The organism is Bacillus sp. YC2 (genome assembly GCF_019891195.1).
GTDB lineage: Bacteria > Bacillota > Bacilli > Bacillales > Bacillaceae > Bacillus.
Genome location: NZ_JAHXDO010000021.1, coordinates 1 through 16708 on the forward strand (window position 1 = coordinate 1; position 16708 = coordinate 16708).

Sequence of the window (16708 nt, forward strand, 5' to 3'; positions counted from 1 at the left end):
GAGTAGGACGCCGCCAAGCAATCGTAAAGGCAGCTCATTGTGAGCTGCCTTTTTTATTTATAGAAATTGTTCCAGAAAATTAAAAACGTAATAAGGGAATTTCCGTTCCGTTACTTCAAGAAACTGCCGGATGATGACATAATCATCACTGACATGCTGTGTCAGCAGTTCATACCACCACTCTGTTTCATATCTCGCAATCATTCCCACATTGTACAAAACCAAATAATGTATAATCATTTCTGGAAGGTGCAGAAATTGATCTCGCTGAGCCGGGATATAATATTCATTTTTTTCTAAATGAAACAGCAAATTTGGTGACGACCAAGGCTCGCTGTCTTTTTGATCTATATGAAAAACCAATCTGTCCTTGTCCCTTCTTTGAAAAGACCAATTCAGATGATGATTCATATATTCAGCAAAGCGAGAGTCAGACATATTGTAATGAATCACTGCATGCTCAGGTACGGAAATGAAATTGTCATTAAGCTCTACTTTGGTAATCCAATGCTTTCTCTCTTGAAAGTAAAAAACAGAACGCAGCTCAGGTATGGCCGTTAACAGTTTTTTCATCGTATATCGTTCTTCTTCGAGACCGGACATTCCGAATAAGTGCTTCATAACATGAATACATAAACCGTTACGCTGAATCTTTACCTCATCTTCCCGGAAGCAGTAATTTTGCTTCTTTCGTTTCCGGGCGGTTACGCCATGTGCAAGCACCGAGGCGTGGCTGGGATAGCTGGGATCAGTTGTGATAAGACAGGCTTTCAGTAATTGCGACATTCCGTAAAACAACAGAATCGGCTTAATTTCTAAGGGAGAAAGAGACGCCTGCTTATAAAAAGACTCAGCGTGTTTGATAAAGAAGATAAACCGTTCACTGTTTTTAAAGGCATATCGTTTTGGCTCCTCAATCCCTCTTTTTGTATAGACTTTATTTAGAAATTTCTGGGAGGATTCTACAGAATAAAATAACGCTAGCTCTTTCCACTCAAGATCTCTCATATGTATTTTTAATCCCTTTCTGTTATCTAAATATTTCAACTCTTTACCGCTTCCTTGACATGCTGTTTGCTAGTTGATAATCTACATATAATATTTTGCCGAAAAGAGGGGGATTTACTAATGTGGGAAAGTAAATTTTCAAAAGAAGGCTTAACGTTCGACGATGTACTTCTTGTACCGGCTCAATCAGACGTACTTCCGCGTGATGTGGATTTATCGGTTGAACTGACAAAAACGTTAAAGCTTAATATTCCTGTCATCAGTGCGGGAATGGATACAGTAACAGAATCAGCAATGGCGATTGCAATGGCGAGACAGGGAGGCCTGGGCATTATTCATAAAAACATGTCCATCGAACAACAGGCTGAACATGTCGATAAAGTCAAACGTTCTGAACGGGGCGTTATCACAAATCCCTTCTTTTTAACTCCTGATCACCAAGTATTCGATGCGGAGCATTTGATGGGGAAATACAGAATTTCCGGTGTTCCGATCGTAGATAATAAAGATGATCAAAAGCTTGTCGGAATCATTACAAACCGTGATCTTCGTTTTATCTCTGATTATTCAATGAAAATCAGTGATGTCATGACAAAAGAAGAGCTGGTTACGGCGTCTGTAGGAACCACATTAGACCAAGCAGAAAAAATCTTGCAGAAGCATAAAATTGAAAAACTTCCGCTAGTGGATGATGAGAATAAATTAAAAGGCCTTATCACGATCAAAGATATTGAAAAGGTCATTGAATTCCCGAATTCATCTAAAGACGTACACGGCCGCCTTATCGTCGGCGCTGCAGTAGGTGTAACGGGTGACACAATGACACGCGTCAGCAAGCTTGTTGAAGCGAACGTTGACGTAATTGTGGTTGATACGGCTCACGGACACTCCCGCGGCGTTCTTAACACTGTTGCGAAGATCCGTGAAACATATCCGGAACTGAACATTATCGCAGGCAACGTTGCTACGGCTGAAGCGACAAGAGCTTTGATCGAGGCCGGAGCGAACATAGTAAAAGTGGGAATCGGACCTGGTTCTATCTGTACGACACGCGTCGTTGCAGGTGTCGGCGTCCCGCAAATCACAGCGATTTATGATTGTGCTACAGAAGCAAGAAAGCATGGCGCAACAATCATTGCCGACGGCGGTATTAAATACTCAGGCGACATTACAAAAGCATTAGCATCCGGCGGACATGCCGTTATGCTTGGAAGCCTGCTCGCCGGTACATCAGAAAGCCCTGGTGAGACTGAAATCTACCAAGGCAGAAGATTTAAAGTATATCGCGGTATGGGTTCTGTCGCTGCAATGGAAAAAGGCAGTAAAGACCGATATTTCCAAGAAGAAAATAAGAAATTCGTCCCTGAAGGTATCGAAGGACGGACTCCGTACAAAGGTCCTGTAGAAGAAACAGTGTATCAGCTTGTCGGCGGTCTTCGTTCAGGTATGGGATATTGCGGTTCAAAAGACTTGCGCGCTTTAAGAGAAGAAGCTCAATTCATCCGTATGACTGGAGCCGGACTTCGCGAAAGCCATCCGCACGATGTGCAAATTACGAAAGAATCACCAAACTACACAATCTCATAATTGTTACAAATTAAAAACATTTGACAGGGTCGCTGACTCTGTCTATTTTTTTTATATCGAGTGTGATAAAATTTATACTGTTGTGTTTTGAATATGTCCTTAACGGCTTAATTATAGATTGAAAATGAATGACGGAGGTCGTAAGATTGAACATCACGAAATGGAAACAGCTGTTGGTGTCATTACTGGTTTTGGCACTGGCTGCTACTTGCTTTGTTCCAATGTCAAAGGCGGAAGCAGCCGGCAATGACCCTATCGATGTCAACGCATCAGCTGCGATAATGATTGAGGCTTCATCGGGTAAGATTTTATACAGTAAAAATGCAGACAAAAGATTACCGATTGCCAGTATGACAAAAATGATGACTGAATATCTGCTTCTGGAAGCTATTAAAGAGGGAAAAGTGAAATGGGATCAAACGTATACTCCGGATGATTATGTCTATGAGATTTCTCAAGACAACAGCTTATCAAATGTCCCTCTGCGTAAAGACGGCAAATACACAGTCAAAGAACTGTATCAGGCTATGGCGATTTACTCTGCCAACGGAGCTGCGATCGCAGTTGCTGAAATTCTTGCCGGAACTGAAACAAAATTTGTGGCAGAAATGAACGCGAAAGCGAAAGAATTAGGTTTAACAAATTACGATTTTAAAAATGCTACCGGGCTTGTAAACGAAGACCTTCACGGTAAACAGCCGCAAGGCGAAGGCGTCAAAGAAGAAAGTGAAGTTTCTGCTAAGGACATGGCTCTTCTTGCAGATCGTCTGATCACTGATTACCCGGAAGTGCTGAAAACAACAAGCATTGCTAAAACGAAATTCAGAGCAGGCACTGACGATGAAATGGACATGCCGAACTGGAACTTCATGCTGAAAGGCCTTGTTTCGGAATACCCGGGTGTAGACGGATTGAAAACGGGTTCTACTGATTCTGCGGGTTCTTGCTTTACAAGCACGGCAGAACGAAACGGAATGCGTGTCATTACTGTTGTATTAAACGCAAAAGGCAACCTGCATACAGGACGTTTTGATGAAACGAAAAAAATGCTTGATTATGCATTTAACAGCAATTTCAAAATGAAAGATCTTTACTCTGAAGGCTCTCAAGTAAAGGGCCATAAAACAATTGATGTTGAAAAAGGGAAAGATAAGCAAGTAGACATTGTCACTGATAAGGCGTTATCTATTCCTGTCAAAAGCGGGGATGAAAAGAACTATAAAGCTGAAGTGACATTAGATAAAAAAGAAATCACGGCCCCTGTGAAAAAAGGGACAAAAGTCGGTACGCTGACAGTCAGATATACAGGCAGCGACAAAGACTACGGTTTTCTTAAATCAAAAGAATTCAGTGTGAATCTAGTAACAAAAAATGACGTAGATAAAGCAAACTGGTTTGTTCAGATGATGCGCAGCATTGGCGGTTTCTTCTCAGGAATTTGGGGAAGCGCCGTTGACACAGTAACAGGCTGGTTCTAAGTATAAGAAAGAGCTCTGATGAAAGTTAGGGCTCTTTTGCTTAATATACTGAAAAAACCAAATTATTAGTAAAAAAATGATATCTATCTCTTCCATATCACTATAAAATAATAATATCCATATGAAATAATGAATTTCTGGGATACAATAAGAGATAGACATTATCTAACTATACATTGACTAGGGGGACCAAAAAATGGCTCAAACAGGTACTGACCGTGTAAAACGCGGAATGGCAGAAATGCAAAAAGGCGGCGTCATCATGGACGTTGTAAATGCTGAACAAGCGAAGATTGCGGAAGAGGCAGGAGCCGTTGCCGTTATGGCATTAGAACGCGTTCCGGCTGATATTCGCGCAGCTGGCGGAGTAGCCCGCATGGCTGATCCTACTATCGTTGAAGAAGTAATGAATGCTGTATCAATTCCTGTAATGGCAAAAGCGCGTATCGGACATATCGTAGAAGCGCGTATCCTTGAAGCAATGGGTGTAGATTATATTGATGAAAGTGAAGTTCTGACTCCTGCGGATGAAGAATTTCATTTAAATAAAAACGAGTACACAGTTCCATTCGTATGCGGATGCCGTGATCTCGGCGAAGCAACGCGCCGTATCGCTGAAGGAGCTTCTATGCTTCGTACGAAAGGCGAACCGGGAACAGGAAATATCGTAGAAGCAGTGCGTCATATGAGAAAAGTAAACGCACAAGTGCGCAAAGTTGCTGCGATGAGCAATGACGAGCTTATGACCGAAGCGAAAAACCTCGGCGCTCCTTATGAGTTGCTTCTTCAAATCAAACGTGACGGCAAATTGCCTGTCGTAAACTTTGCTGCCGGCGGTGTTGCGACGCCTGCGGACGCAGCATTGATGATGCAGCTTGGCGCTGACGGCGTATTTGTCGGTTCCGGTATTTTCAAATCGGACAACCCTGCTAAATTTGCCAAAGCAATTGTTGAAGCAACGACTCACTATACAGATTACAAGCTGATTGCTGAGCTTTCAAAAGAACTCGGTACAGCGATGAAAGGGATCGAAATCTCAAATCTACTTCCAGAACAGCGTATGCAAGAGCGCGGCTGGTAAGAACATAGGAGAGCTGGAAGCATGTTAACAATTGGTGTACTTGGACTTCAAGGAGCAGTTAGAGAGCATATTCGTTCAATTGAAGCATGTGGTTCAAAAGGTCTTGTCATTAAGCGCCCCGAACAGCTGAATGATATAGATGGATTAATCTTGCCAGGCGGAGAAAGCACGACAATGCGCCGCTTGATTGATACGTATCATTTCATGGAGCCGCTGCGTGACTTTGCAGCTCAAGGCAAGCCGATGTTTGGCACATGTGCCGGATTAATTATATTAGCCAAGGAAATAGCGGGAACAGACAACGCTCATTTGGGGCTGTTAAACGTTGTTGTCGAACGAAATTCTTTTGGCCGCCAGGTCGACAGCTTTGAGGCTGATTTAACAATCAAAGGCCTTGCTGAGCCATTCACAGGCGTTTTTATCCGTGCGCCTCATATTTTAGAAGCAGGGGAAAACGTAGAAGTGCTCAGCGAACATAACGGGCGTATTGTGGCTGCAAAGCAGGGGAATTTCCTCGGCTGCTCATTCCATCCGGAGTTGACGGATGACCACCGAGTGACTGAGCTGTTTGTGCAAATGGTTGAAAAGCATAAGCAGGAAGCCGCTGTATAAAACAGTTGAAAACCGCGAATACTTATAGTACATTATAAACACAAATAAAGATCGAAAAGCGTTGACAGGAAGCAGTAGGGAGCCCCTCTTTCTAAGAGAGCCGATGGGTGGTGCGAATCGGTGAAAGATGCTGTCCGAATCCGTCCTTGAGCGAAATGCTGAAAACAAGTAGGCATTTACGGGAAAACCGTTATGTGTTAAAGCGGGAAACAGGTGTGTGCTTGTTTTCAATCAGGGTGGCAACGCGAGAGCTCTCGTCCCTTTTATGGGGATGAGGGCTCTTTTTTATTTTCGATGAAAACAGATAGGAGTGTTTTACATGATTGATACGAAGGTGCTGAGAGCCAACTTTCAAGAAGTAAAAGCGAAGCTCATCCCTAAAGGTGAAGACTTATCTGATTTTGATAAGTTTGAAGAGCTTGACGAAAAAAGAAGAGAGCTTATCGGAAAAGTTGAAGAGCTGAAAGGAAAGCGTAATGAAGTGTCCCAGCAGGTCGCTGTGCTGAAGCGCGAGAAAAAAGATGCTGATCATATTATTAAAGAAATGCGTGAAGTGGGCGAAGAAATTAAAAAACTCGATGAAGAGCTTCGCACGGTTGAATCTACGCTTGAAACCATTCTTCTTTCTATTCCGAACATCCCGCACGATTCCGTGCCTGTCGGAGAGACGGAAGACGATAACATTGAAGTTCGCAAGTGGGGGGAGGCTCCCGCATTTTCATATGAGCCAAAACCGCATTGGGATATTGCCGATAACTTAAACATTCTTGATTTTGAACGCGCTTCAAAAGTAACAGGCAGCCGGTTTGTGTTTTATAAAGGATTAGGCGCCCGCCTTGAACGCGCGCTTTATAACTTTATGCTTGATTTACATGTGGATGAATATCACTACACGGAAGTGATTCCTCCTTACATGGTTAATCGCACAAGCATGACCGGAACAGGACAGCTTCCGAAATTTGAAGAGGACGCTTTTAAAATCAGAGAAGAGGATTATTTCTTGATTCCGACGGCTGAAGTGCCGATTACGAACATGCATCGCGATGAAATTTTATCTGGTGACGACCTGCCGATTAACTATGCTGCATTCAGTGCGTGCTTCCGTTCAGAGGCCGGATCTGCGGGGCGTGATACACGCGGATTGATTCGCCAGCATCAATTTAACAAGGTTGAGCTTGTTAAATTCGTTAAGCCGGAAGATTCTTATGAAGAGCTTGAAAGTTTGACTAACCAAGCGGAGCGGGTGCTGCAGCTGTTAGAACTGCCGTATCGCGTCATGAGCATGTGTACTGGTGATTTGGGCTTCACGGCTGCGAAGAAGTACGATATTGAAGTGTGGATTCCAAGCCAAGACACATATCGGGAAATCTCATCTTGCAGCAACTTTGAAGCCTTCCAGGCAAGACGCGCAAATATCCGTTTCAGACGCGAAGCGAAAGGCAAGCCGGAGCATGTGCATACATTAAACGGCTCAGGTCTGGCCGTCGGCAGAACAGTAGCCGCCATTTTAGAAAACTATCAGCAAGAGGACGGAAGTGTCATCATTCCGAAAGTGCTTCGTCCTTATATGGGAAATAAAGAAGTCATTAAACCATAAAAGGTGCGCCCTAGAGGCGCGCCTTTTTTGCTGTTTGATACAATGCGGCAATGTTTCGGGCGGTGCTTTCCAGGTTAAAGCGGCCTGACGCTAAGGCTTCTTCAAGACTCACAGCGCCTGGCACAATAGAAAATGCGGCTGTGATACCTTCTGAATATACATTTTCAAAGCCCTTTCCTAAGGAACCTGCTAATGCGATAACCGGAATTCCTTGAGCGGCAGCACATTTAGCAATTCCTGCGGGAGTCTTGCCGAAAATCGTTTGGCCGTCAATCTGTCCTTCTCCGGTGATAACGAGATCTGCACCTCTTATCTGATCGGAAAAGGACAGGGTATCTAGCACAATCTCAATTCCGCTCTTCAGCTCGGCATGTAAGAAAGCAATCAGCCCCGCTCCTAACCCTCCCGCGGCCCCGGCGCCTTTTACTTTGTCGGCTTCTATTCCGAGCTGGCGTCTCAATACACTGGCGAAATGATGCAGGTTTCGGTCTAATAGAACCTTTGTCTCCTCGGATGCTCCTTTTTGCGGACCGAATACAAACGAAGCGCCGTTCTCTCCCGTCAGGGGGTTTTCTACATCACAGGCCGCACGTACTTTGACGCGCTGTACGTCAGGGGAAAGGCGGCTCATATCAATAGCAGCCAAATGGTGCAGTGAGCCGCCGCCATCCGCTATTTCCTGACCGTCGTCATTTAAAAAACGGACCCCCAGCGCACTTGCCATTCCGGCTCCGCCATCATTTGTTGCACTTCCTCCGAGACCGATGATAATCTCAGTGACGCCATGAGAGACAGCATCTGCAATAAGTTCTCCCGTCCCTCTTGTCGTTGTTTGTAATGGATTTCTCAGATGACGGGGAACGAGGTGGAGCCCGGAAGCTTCAGCCATTTCAATAACAGCTGTTCGTCCGTTTCCGAGCAGCCCATATGCGGCACTGACCGGGGTACCCAACGGCCCGGTTACTTTTTTTTCAATGATCCTGCCTTCGGTCGCATCAACCAGAGCCTGAACCGTGCCTTCTCCGCCGTCTGCAACCGGTATTTTTGTATAGTCCGCATCCGGAAAAACGGTTTTAAAGCCTTTTTCGATACTATCCGCGGCTTCTTTTGATGTCATGCTTTCTTTAAAGGAATCTGGTGCAATGACGATTTTCATCGTGTTTCCCGCCTTTTTGTCAGGTTATCTATTGAACCTATTCTTGTTCTTTGTATCGTTTTCCTGCTCATATCAATCGTGGTTGAAGTGAATGAGAGTCTTTTGTATGATAGCAAAGAGGATGAAGAGAGAAAGGTTTTAAAAAAGATATAAAAAAATATTAAAATGCGCTTGACTGAAATTTAGGTCATGTGGTATATTATTAAATGTCGATACGGAGGAATACCCAAGTCCGGCTGAAGGGATCGGTCTTGAAAACCGACAGGGGTGTCAAAGCCCGCGGGGGTTCGAATCCCTCTTCCTCCGCCATATTGATTTTAAACCTAATGAAACTCGAGCATATATTGGAGATTGTTTTGTCCGCTGCATGGGATGCAGCGGATTTTTTATGTTTAAATGCAAAAAAGCGATTTTCTCTGTTTGGGGAAAATCGCTTTTATATCTTTTACTTCTTTCTGTTTTCATTAATCGTCTTACTGATTTTTTCAATCAGAGGTTCAAGTGATTGTTCATCGGCTATCAGGTCATAATCCTCAATGCGCACCTTTAGGACAGGGCAGGCATTAAAACCGCTGATCCAGTCTTCATACCGTGTATACATCTCTTCCCAGTAGGATCGGTTTGTCTGCAATTCCATCTCCCGGCCTCGTTTTTCGATCCGGTTTAAAATGTTTTCAAGGTCGCCTTCTAAATAAATCAGAACATCGGGATGCGGGAAGTAAGGCGTCATCACCATCGCCTCAAAAAGGCTTGTATACGTTTTGTAGTCTGTTAAAGACATCGTTCCTTTATCGGCATGCATTTTTGCGAAGATGCCTGTATCCTCATAAATAGAACGATCCTGTACAAAGCCGCCGCCGGATTCAAATATATTTTTCTGCTCCTTGAACCGTTCAGCTAAGAAATAAATTTGTAAATGAAAACTCCAGCGCTCAAAATCGTGATAAAACTTTTCTAAATAAGGGTTTTCCTCCACCTCTTCAAGAGAGGTTTTAAAACCAAGGCGTTTTGCTAAGGCTTTGGTTAAAGTGGATTTTCCCACTCCTACTGTTCCCGCTACTGTAATAATTGAATTGTTTGGGATTTGAATGTCTTTCATTTTATAAGCTCCTTTACCTGACGGGCAATTCTTTCAAAATCTGTCTTATTCATCACAAAATCCTCATGATCTCCATCTATCGTCAGGACGGATAAATCCGGGTCTCTTTGCTGAAGCTCTCTGATGGCTGTGTCGTAATCTGAAATGAGCCGCTCCAAATATTGCTTTTCTATTTTTTTCTCAAAAGGGCGCCCGCGCTTTTCAATGCGGTGCAGCAGGGTCGGCAGGCTGGCCCTTATGTAAATAATGATATTCGGCTTTGGCAGGTCATCTGTCAGCAGATGATAAATCTGCTTATATTTCTCAAGCTGCTGCCCGTGTAATGTACGCTCAGCAAAAATAACATTTTTATAAATATGATAATCAGACAGAACGGGCTGTCCTTTTTCTAAATAATCACGATCGGTGTCCTCTAGCTGTTTATACCTGTGACAGAGAAAAAACATTTCAAGCTGGAAGCTCCATTCCTCGATATTGTCATAAAACTTATCAAGATAAGGATTGTCCTCCACAATTTCATCAATCATAGGGAAACCAAGCTCTTGTGAAAGCATGGAAGTGAGTGTCGTTTTCCCCGCCCCGATAGGACCTTCTACCGCAATAAAAGGGGCTTTGTTCATTGGAAATATCCTCCTTAATTCTGCAAACATCCGTCAGTTGCCGGCCTGTATATTGTATCACACTCTCAGATTGCCCCCATGAAAAAAGACGCTTCCAGTTTAACGAAACGTCTGTTTAACAATATGGAATTGATCTCCGAGCAAGAGCCAGTTTTGCGGGAAGGAGAGGCCGAGTTTCCAATAGCTGATACCTCTTAAATGCAGCTCCTTAATCAAATTGAATTTCGCTTGAATGGAACGGGCGTCTTCAAACCATACTTCATGCCGTTTGTTATTTGCATCGGTATATCGGAAGAATGGAGCTTGAGCCGTTTCATTATATTCAATGTCAACATTGTATCTGGCAGCAAGGGCGATTGCCTGCTGAGGACTGACGGCTTTTGCTGTCGTTCCCTGCTTAAAGGGCAGCGTCCAATCGTATCCGTACATGTTCTGCCCCATGACGATTTTTCTGGAGGGCATTTCAGTCAAAGCGTATTCGATGACGTTCCTTACCGGGCCGATCGGTGATACGGCTTGAGCAGGCCCGCCGCTATATCCCCATTCATATGTCATAATCACAACGAAATCGACAATTTCACCATGGGCTTTATAATCGTGGGCTTCATACCACTTGCCTGCTTGGGTGGCGCTTGTTTTCGGGGCAAGAGCGGTTGAAACCAGCCAGCCTTCCCTATGGAAAATCGTTCTCGCCTCACGTAAAAACTGATTGTAGGCTTCTTTGTCCTGGGGCCGTAAATATTCGAAATCAAAATGAATATCGCGAAAGCCATACTTTTTGGCTGTGGTGACTATTTCTTGGAGGAGCTTGCTTTTCACTGTATCGTCAGTCAAAATAATTCGTCCAAGCTCATCACTGAATGCGTCATTTTCGAGATTGGTGACGATCATCATCAACGTAGTATTATTCCTGTCACTGATGGCTTTCAAATTGGTCAAAGGCGGCTCTTTTAAGGTGCCGTTCCGCTGCACTTGGAAACTGAATGCCCCGAGGTAGGTTAAATAAGGCGATGCTTCTCTTGCCGCCTGCTGCAGATTGGCGCTTACGCTAGTGCCGCGCGGCTCTATATATGCGTTTGATTCGATATCCGGCTTATTGGTCTGCGGCGGAATGTAGAGACGAGTGCCGATTTGTAATGCTGTGTTGATTTGAATTCCGTTTACCCTCGCCAGCTCTGCAACTGATATGTGAAAACGGCCGGCGATTGCTGCCAGTGTATCGCCCTGCCTTACCTCATAGTATTGCCCCGCGATCGGAATGACAATGGTTTGTCCGACCACCAATGTATTAGCGTTCGGCAGTTTATTTGCTTCCGTAATTTCATTTGCGGTTGTTCGATAACGCGCCGCAATAGCGGAAAGTGTGTCGCCTCGTTTCACTACATATATCTGAATGAAAAACGCCTCCTTTCATATCCGCTATCAAATGTATGAAAAAAGGAGGCTGTTCATGTTTACTTTTCGGAAGTAATTTGTTTTTCAGTCGTGATTTCTGCAAAGAGGACACTTTCCATCATGGTCAGCGCGAAATCATTATCTTCATTGTTATTAGAAGCGGTGCAGTCTTTAGGAATTATAATACTGTATTCCCGCATGTAAGCGTCATTTGCGGTGAAAAGCACGCAAATGTTCCCGGCAATGCCCGTAATGATTAATCGGGTCACTTGTAATTCAGTCAGAAGGGTGTGGAGTGCTGTTTCGTAAAAAGCGGAATGCTTCGGCTTAATCAGAAAATAATCTTCTTTCTGAGGTGTTATGCTTTCTATAATGTCTGAGCTTATTTCATTTTTACACTCTTTTCGGATGGCATTTATGTCAGCCTTCCAAAGACCGTAATGATCATTAATGTAAATAATCGGCCAGTTGTTTTGTTTTGCATGCTTCTTTAATGATAAAATACGGGGAACAATTTGTTTTGTTTTTTCAGCCAGATGTTCACCCATATCAAATTGAAAGTTGTTAATCATATCGACAATCAGAAGGGCTGTGTTGTTGGGCTTAGACATATCAGCAAACTCCTTTCTGTTGGGATATTCCTATTTTAACCTTTATAAGACATGAAAAAACTTAAGAAGAGAGCTTGAACCGATGATGAACGATGAATATTATATGAGAGAAGCTATAAAAGAAGCGAAAAAAGCAGAGGAAAAAGGAGAAGTCCCGATTGGCGCCGTACTTGTTTTGCATGATGAAATAGTGGCGCGGGCGCATAATCTGCGGGAGACGGAGCAGCGCGCACTCGCCCATGCGGAAATGCTTGCCATTGATGAAGCATGCCGGAAACTGGGGACGTGGAGACTCGAGGAAGCCGTTCTTTATGTCACCTTAGAACCGTGCCCGATGTGCGCGGGGGCCGTCGTGCTTTCCAGAGTCGATAAAGTCGTATTCGGCGCTTTTGATCCGAAGGGCGGCTGTACAGGCACGTTAATGAATCTTCTTCAGGAAGAACGGTTCAATCACCAGGCGGAAGTCGTGAGCGGTGTGCTAGAAGAAGAGTGCGGAGAGATGCTCAGCGCTTTTTTCAGAAAGCTGCGCCGACAGAAAAAAGAATTAAGGAAAAAGTTGTCTGAGTAGTACGGTTGCATTTTTACCCTGAAGCAGATATACTTATGTGTGCATCATGAAATGGTGCGCATACAAAAATTTGATATTTATTTTGCCGTGCTAAGCGGGGAGGTAGCGGTGCCCTGTACCCGCAATCCGCTCTAGCGGGGCCGAATCCCTTCTCGAGGTTCGTTTACTTTAAGGCCTGCCTTAAGTAAGTGGCGTTGACGTCTGGGTCCTGCGCAATGGGAATTCATGAACCATGTCAGATCCGGAAGGAAGCAGCATTAAGTGAAACCTCTCATGTGCCGCAGGGTTGCCTGGGCCGAGCTAACTGCTTAAGTAACGCTTAGGGTAGCGAATCGACAGAAGGTGCACGGTAAATCAATCATCAAATTTCAGACTCACCTGTTTTATGGCAGGTGAGTTTTTTCGTATTTCAAGTGAAAACGGGTTTTGGCGTTAAAAGCCCGTTCATGTATAATAAACATGATGAATAACAGAGGAGGGCGCATCCTGTGGGTTACCAAGCTTTATATCGAGTATTTAGGCCTCAGCAGTTTGAAGATGTGGTCGGACAGGAACACATTACGAAAACGCTGCAAAATGCCCTTTTGCAAAAGAAGTTTTCTCATGCATATCTGTTTTCTGGACCAAGAGGAACGGGAAAAACCAGTGCAGCTAAAATATTTGCGAAAGCAGTCAACTGTGAGCGCGCTCCTGTGGAAGAGCCGTGCAACGAGTGTGCGGCGTGCAGGGGAATTACAAACGGCTCCATATCAGATGTGATTGAAATAGATGCGGCGTCGAATAACGGCGTAGACGAGATCCGCGACATCCGCGATAAAGTGAAATTCGCCCCGTCAGCCGTCACCTACAAGGTATATATTATAGATGAGGTGCATATGCTCTCTATCGGTGCATTCAACGCGCTTCTAAAAACGCTGGAAGAACCGCCGGCGCATTGCATTTTCATATTAGCTACGACTGAACCTCATAAGATTCCTTTAACCATTATCTCCAGATGTCAGCGTTTTGACTTCAAACGTATTACATCCCAAGCGATCGTCGGACGAATGAAAACAATCGTCCAGGCAGAGCAGCTAAAGGTGGAAGAAGGCGCTCTTGATATCATTGCAAGTGCAGCCGACGGAGGAATGAGGGACGCACTGAGCCTGCTCGATCAAGCCGTTTCATTCAGCGGCGACGAGCTGTTAGTGGATGATGCGCTGCTCATTACCGGCGCCGTTTCCCAGCACTATATTGGAAAACTGGCATCGTCGCTTTATAACAAACAGGTTTCCGAGGCTTTGGAAACATTGAATGAATTGCTTCAGCAAGGTAAAGATGCAGCCAAGCTGATCGAGGACATGATCTTTTACTTCAGGGATATGCTCCTGTACCAGGCGGCTCCTGGCTTAGAGGGCGTTCTGGAGAAGGTGAAGGTCGATGAAACGTTCACGACGCTGAGCGAACAAATACCGGCTCAAGCCTTATATGAAATGATCGATATCCTGAACAAAAGCCATCAGGAAATGAAGTGGACGAACCACCCGAGAATCTTTTTTGAAGTTGCGGTCGTGAAGATTTGCCAAACGGCACAGCAGTCTGCCGCAGAGCTTCCGGAGGTCAGCATGCTGATGGATAAAATTCAGCAGCTCGAGCAGGAAGTAGAAAGATTGAAAACATCCGGTGTAACAGTCCAAGCGGAAAGCCCGCAAAAAGAAGCCCCGCGTCCGCAAAAGGGCGGAAAAAGCAATTATAAAGCGCCTGTAGGAAGAATACATGAAATATTGAAAGAAGCCACAAGACCTGATCTTGAACAGCTCAAAAGCAGCTGGGGCAAACTGCTGGCTCACCTGAAACAGCAGAATAAGGTGTCACACGCGGCTCTTTTAAATGATAGTGAACCTGTGGCCGCCGCCCAAAAGGCATTTGTGCTTAAATTTAAATATGAGATTCATTGCAAAATGGTTGCCGAGGATAACAACGGAGTCCGTACAAACCTGGAACAGATTCTTGAATCAATGCTCGGCAAAAGAATGGATTTGATTGGCGTTCCGGAAGCACAATGGGGTAAAATAAGAGAAGAATTTTTAAATGATCATCAGCAGGAAAGTGAAGGATCAAACGAACCGGCTGAAGAAGATCCGCTGATTGCAGAAGCAAAAAAACTTGTCGGAGCGGATTTAATTGAAATAAAAGACTAATGATAGGAAAGAGAGTGATTTTATATGCGTGGCGGAATGGGAAATATGCAAAAAATGATGAAGCAAATGCAAAAGATGCAAAAGGATATGGCGAAGGCTCAGGAAGAGCTTGCTGAAAAAGTGCTTGAAGGTACAGCGGGCGGCGGAATGGTGACTGTTAAAGTCAACGGCCAAAAAGAAGTTGTAGACGTTGCGATTAAGGAAGAAGTCGTTGATCCGGAGGATATCGAAATGCTTCAGGACCTGGTTCTTGCTGCAACAAACGACGCCCTTAAAAAAGTGGACGACATGACGAATGAGACAATGGGCCAATTTACAAAAGGAATGAACTTACCGGGTTTATTCTAGGGGGATAAATAAACATGCAGTATCCTGAACCAATATCAAAGCTGATTGACAGCTTTATGAAATTGCCAGGGATCGGACCGAAAACAGCGGTTCGTCTGGCTTTTTTTGTTCTAGGTATGAAAGAAGACGTAGTATTAGATTTTGCAAAAGCGCTTGTCAATGCGAAGCGGAATCTGACATATTGCTCGATTTGCGGTCATATTACAGATCAGGACCCTTGTTATATATGTGAGGATACAAGAAGAGATAAGTCAGTCATTTGTGTCGTGCAGGATCCTAAGGATGTCATTGCGATGGAGAAAATGAAGGAATACAACGGTCAGTATCACGTTCTTCACGGCGCGATTTCTCCTATGGACGGCATCGGTCCGGAGGATATTAAAATACCGGAGCTGCTGAAACGGCTTCAGGATGACCAAGTGACAGAAGTCATCCTCGCAACCAACCCTAATATAGAAGGGGAAGCAACGGCGATGTATATATCGAGGCTGTTAAAGCCTTCTGGCATCAAGCTCTCCCGTATTGCCCACGGTCTGCCCGTCGGCGGTGATTTGGAATATGCTGATGAGGTCACTCTTTCAAAAGCTCTTGAAGGAAGACGTGAATTGTAAGGGAGGAAATGGTGAGGCATGGGTTTTCTTCGCAGAAATACATTAAGAAAAGAGTTTGACGAGAAGCTGATCGAACAGCTCTTTAAACAGAAAGAAGAATGGAACAGACAAAAGAACCTCGTCGATAAAAGCCTCGAGCCTTCTCCTGAGGTATTGTTTGAACTGAAAGTCGCTGAATCGAAGTACTTTTTTTATTTAAAGGAAGCGAAGCAGAGAAAGTTAAAAATGAGCAGGTGGAAGTAAGAGGTCTATTCTCCTGAATCTTCTCATAAGCTTGTACTAAACAAGTGAAGGGGGAAGATTCATGGAGCCTTTTTTCGTTATCGGTATTATAGTCGGTTTGGTTGCTTTGCTTTTTTTATGGGGAATATCTTCAAAACCGTTAAAGTGGATTGGTGTGACTGCAATTAAGTTTATAGCAGGGGCAGTGCTTTTAGTCGGTGTGAATTTGTTCGGCAGCAGTCTGGGTATTCATATCCCTGTTAATCCGGTCACAACGGGAATCAGCGGAATCTTGGGGATACCCGGAATTGCGGCCCTAATTGTAATTAAACGCTTCATTATTTAATTTGTCAGTTCTTGTTGACATTATGATTCGAGGATGGTATTCTAATATACGTCGCTGATAACGAATTGAAATATCGAAAAAGATTTCAAAAAAAGTTGTTGACGACAACGGCAATGATATGTTAAGATAATAAAGTCGCTTCAAGAGCGGCAGACAAAGTTCTTTGAAAACTAAACAAGACAAAACGTA

General features: G+C 44.1%; 17 protein-coding genes, 1 tRNA gene, 1 other RNA gene and 1 other annotated feature. Of the genes, 13 read left to right on the forward strand and 6 right to left on the reverse strand.

The window, feature by feature from the left end; genetic code table 11:
- Nucleotides 1–57: 57 nt before the first annotated feature.
- Nucleotides 58–1008, reverse strand: a complete 951-nt coding sequence (locus KY305_RS19435; protein ID WP_223063901.1) for a YaaC family protein — start codon at nucleotides 1006–1008, stop codon at nucleotides 58–60.
- 120 nt (nucleotides 1009–1128) lie between these two features.
- Between KY305_RS19435 and guaB the strand changes: the two genes are divergently transcribed.
- From guaB to serS, 5 genes are all read left to right on the forward strand, one after another.
- Complete coding sequence (gene guaB / locus KY305_RS19440) at nucleotides 1129–2595, forward strand: IMP dehydrogenase (RefSeq protein WP_223063890.1); 1467 nt, start codon at nucleotides 1129–1131, stop codon at nucleotides 2593–2595.
- 146 nt (nucleotides 2596–2741) lie between these two features.
- Nucleotides 2742–4073: a D-alanyl-D-alanine carboxypeptidase gene (dacA, locus tag KY305_RS19445; RefSeq protein ID WP_223063891.1), complete on the forward strand. Its 1332-nt coding sequence runs from the start codon at nucleotides 2742–2744 to the stop codon at nucleotides 4071–4073.
- A 196-nt stretch (nucleotides 4074–4269) separates the two neighbouring features.
- Nucleotides 4270–5154 (forward strand): pyridoxal 5'-phosphate synthase lyase subunit PdxS, encoded by an 885-nt coding sequence (gene pdxS, locus KY305_RS19450; protein ID WP_214803834.1) that lies wholly within the window; start codon nucleotides 4270–4272, stop codon nucleotides 5152–5154.
- Between the two features lie 21 nt (nucleotides 5155–5175).
- Complete coding sequence (pdxT, locus tag KY305_RS19455; protein WP_223063892.1) at nucleotides 5176–5766, forward strand: pyridoxal 5'-phosphate synthase glutaminase subunit PdxT; 591 nt, start codon at nucleotides 5176–5178, stop codon at nucleotides 5764–5766.
- 52 nt (nucleotides 5767–5818) lie between these two features.
- Nucleotides 5819–6031: a binding site (T-box leader), on the forward strand.
- A 54-nt stretch (nucleotides 6032–6085) separates the two neighbouring features.
- A complete protein-coding gene (serS, locus tag KY305_RS19460) occupies nucleotides 6086–7363 on the forward strand; it encodes a serine--tRNA ligase (protein WP_223063893.1) in 1278 nt (425 codons plus the stop codon).
- A 10-nt stretch (nucleotides 7364–7373) separates the two neighbouring features.
- On the opposite strand, the gene KY305_RS19465 is transcribed toward serS, so the two are convergent.
- A complete protein-coding gene (locus KY305_RS19465; protein WP_223063894.1) occupies nucleotides 7374–8519 on the reverse strand; it encodes a glycerate kinase in 1146 nt (381 codons plus the stop codon).
- Between the two features lie 216 nt (nucleotides 8520–8735).
- Here KY305_RS19465 and KY305_RS19470 point away from each other — a divergent pair.
- Nucleotides 8736–8828 (forward strand) — tRNA-Ser (locus KY305_RS19470).
- Between the two features lie 136 nt (nucleotides 8829–8964).
- On the opposite strand, the gene dck is transcribed toward KY305_RS19470, so the two are convergent.
- The 4 genes from dck to KY305_RS19490 form a co-directional block, all read right to left on the reverse strand.
- Nucleotides 8965–9618 carry a deoxyadenosine/deoxycytidine kinase gene (gene dck / locus KY305_RS19475; RefSeq protein ID WP_223063895.1) on the reverse strand — a complete coding sequence of 218 codons (654 nt, stop codon included), beginning with the start codon at nucleotides 9616–9618 and terminating at the stop codon, nucleotides 8965–8967.
- Nucleotides 9615–10238: a deoxyguanosine kinase gene (dgk, locus tag KY305_RS19480; protein ID WP_223063896.1), complete on the reverse strand. Its 624-nt coding sequence runs from the start codon at nucleotides 10236–10238 to the stop codon at nucleotides 9615–9617. The genes dck and dgk overlap by 4 nt, the downstream gene beginning before the upstream one ends.
- 99 nt (nucleotides 10239–10337) lie before the next feature.
- A complete protein-coding gene (locus KY305_RS19485; protein WP_223063902.1) occupies nucleotides 10338–11627 on the reverse strand; it encodes a LysM peptidoglycan-binding domain-containing protein in 1290 nt (429 codons plus the stop codon).
- A gap of 65 nt (nucleotides 11628–11692) precedes the next feature.
- The gene (locus tag KY305_RS19490; RefSeq protein WP_223063897.1) at nucleotides 11693–12244 is read right to left on the reverse strand and encodes a cysteine hydrolase family protein; all 552 of its coding nucleotides are present in this window, start codon (nucleotides 12242–12244) and stop codon (nucleotides 11693–11695) included.
- A gap of 82 nt (nucleotides 12245–12326) precedes the next feature.
- Here KY305_RS19490 and tadA point away from each other — a divergent pair, with 82 nt between their 5' ends.
- From tadA to KY305_RS19525, 7 genes are all read left to right on the forward strand, one after another.
- Entirely contained in the window at nucleotides 12327–12812 is a 486-nt protein-coding gene (tadA, locus tag KY305_RS19495) for a tRNA adenosine(34) deaminase TadA (RefSeq protein ID WP_223063898.1), read from the forward strand.
- An 85-nt stretch (nucleotides 12813–12897) separates the two neighbouring features.
- Nucleotides 12898–13162, forward strand: an RNA gene (gene ffs, locus KY305_RS19500) — signal recognition particle sRNA large type.
- A 138-nt stretch (nucleotides 13163–13300) separates the two neighbouring features.
- Nucleotides 13301–14992, forward strand: coding sequence for a DNA polymerase III subunit gamma/tau (dnaX, locus tag KY305_RS19505; RefSeq protein ID WP_223063899.1), 1692 nt, complete (start codon nucleotides 13301–13303; stop codon nucleotides 14990–14992).
- A 24-nt stretch (nucleotides 14993–15016) separates the two neighbouring features.
- A complete protein-coding gene (locus KY305_RS19510; protein WP_061522423.1) occupies nucleotides 15017–15340 on the forward strand; it encodes a YbaB/EbfC family nucleoid-associated protein in 324 nt (107 codons plus the stop codon).
- A gap of 14 nt (nucleotides 15341–15354) precedes the next feature.
- Nucleotides 15355–15951 carry a recombination protein RecR gene (gene recR, locus KY305_RS19515; RefSeq protein WP_007615147.1) on the forward strand — a complete coding sequence of 199 codons (597 nt, stop codon included), beginning with the start codon at nucleotides 15355–15357 and terminating at the stop codon, nucleotides 15949–15951.
- An 18-nt stretch (nucleotides 15952–15969) separates the two neighbouring features.
- A complete protein-coding gene (locus KY305_RS19520; RefSeq protein WP_223063900.1) occupies nucleotides 15970–16194 on the forward strand; it encodes a YaaL family protein in 225 nt (74 codons plus the stop codon).
- Between the two features lie 61 nt (nucleotides 16195–16255).
- Complete coding sequence (locus KY305_RS19525; RefSeq protein ID WP_214803856.1) at nucleotides 16256–16519, forward strand: pro-sigmaK processing inhibitor BofA family protein; 264 nt, start codon at nucleotides 16256–16258, stop codon at nucleotides 16517–16519.
- Nucleotides 16520–16708 lie beyond the last annotated feature (189 nt).

Coding starts and splice junctions, on each gene's coding strand:
- KY305_RS19435 (WP_223063901.1), bottom strand. CDS start 1,008: ATGAGAGATCTTGAGTGGAAAGAGCTAGCGTTATTTTATTCTGTAGAA.
- guaB (WP_223063890.1), top strand. CDS start 1,129: ATGTGGGAAAGTAAATTTTCAAAAGAAGGCTTAACGTTCGACGATGTA.
- pdxS (WP_214803834.1), top strand. CDS start 4,270: ATGGCTCAAACAGGTACTGACCGTGTAAAACGCGGAATGGCAGAAATG.
- pdxT (WP_223063892.1), top strand. CDS start 5,176: ATGTTAACAATTGGTGTACTTGGACTTCAAGGAGCAGTTAGAGAGCAT.
- serS (WP_223063893.1), top strand. CDS start 6,086: ATGATTGATACGAAGGTGCTGAGAGCCAACTTTCAAGAAGTAAAAGCG.
- KY305_RS19465 (WP_223063894.1), bottom strand. CDS start 8,519: ATGAAAATCGTCATTGCACCAGATTCCTTTAAAGAAAGCATGACATCA.
- dck (WP_223063895.1), bottom strand. CDS start 9,618: ATGAAAGACATTCAAATCCCAAACAATTCAATTATTACAGTAGCGGGA.
- dgk (WP_223063896.1), bottom strand. CDS start 10,238: ATGAACAAAGCCCCTTTTATTGCGGTAGAAGGTCCTATCGGGGCGGGG.
- KY305_RS19490 (WP_223063897.1), bottom strand. CDS start 12,244: ATGTCTAAGCCCAACAACACAGCCCTTCTGATTGTCGATATGATTAAC.
- tadA (WP_223063898.1), top strand. CDS start 12,327: ATGATGAACGATGAATATTATATGAGAGAAGCTATAAAAGAAGCGAAA.
- KY305_RS19510 (WP_061522423.1), top strand. CDS start 15,017: ATGCGTGGCGGAATGGGAAATATGCAAAAAATGATGAAGCAAATGCAA.
- recR (WP_007615147.1), top strand. CDS start 15,355: ATGCAGTATCCTGAACCAATATCAAAGCTGATTGACAGCTTTATGAAA.
- KY305_RS19520 (WP_223063900.1), top strand. CDS start 15,970: ATGGGTTTTCTTCGCAGAAATACATTAAGAAAAGAGTTTGACGAGAAG.
- KY305_RS19525 (WP_214803856.1), top strand. CDS start 16,256: ATGGAGCCTTTTTTCGTTATCGGTATTATAGTCGGTTTGGTTGCTTTG.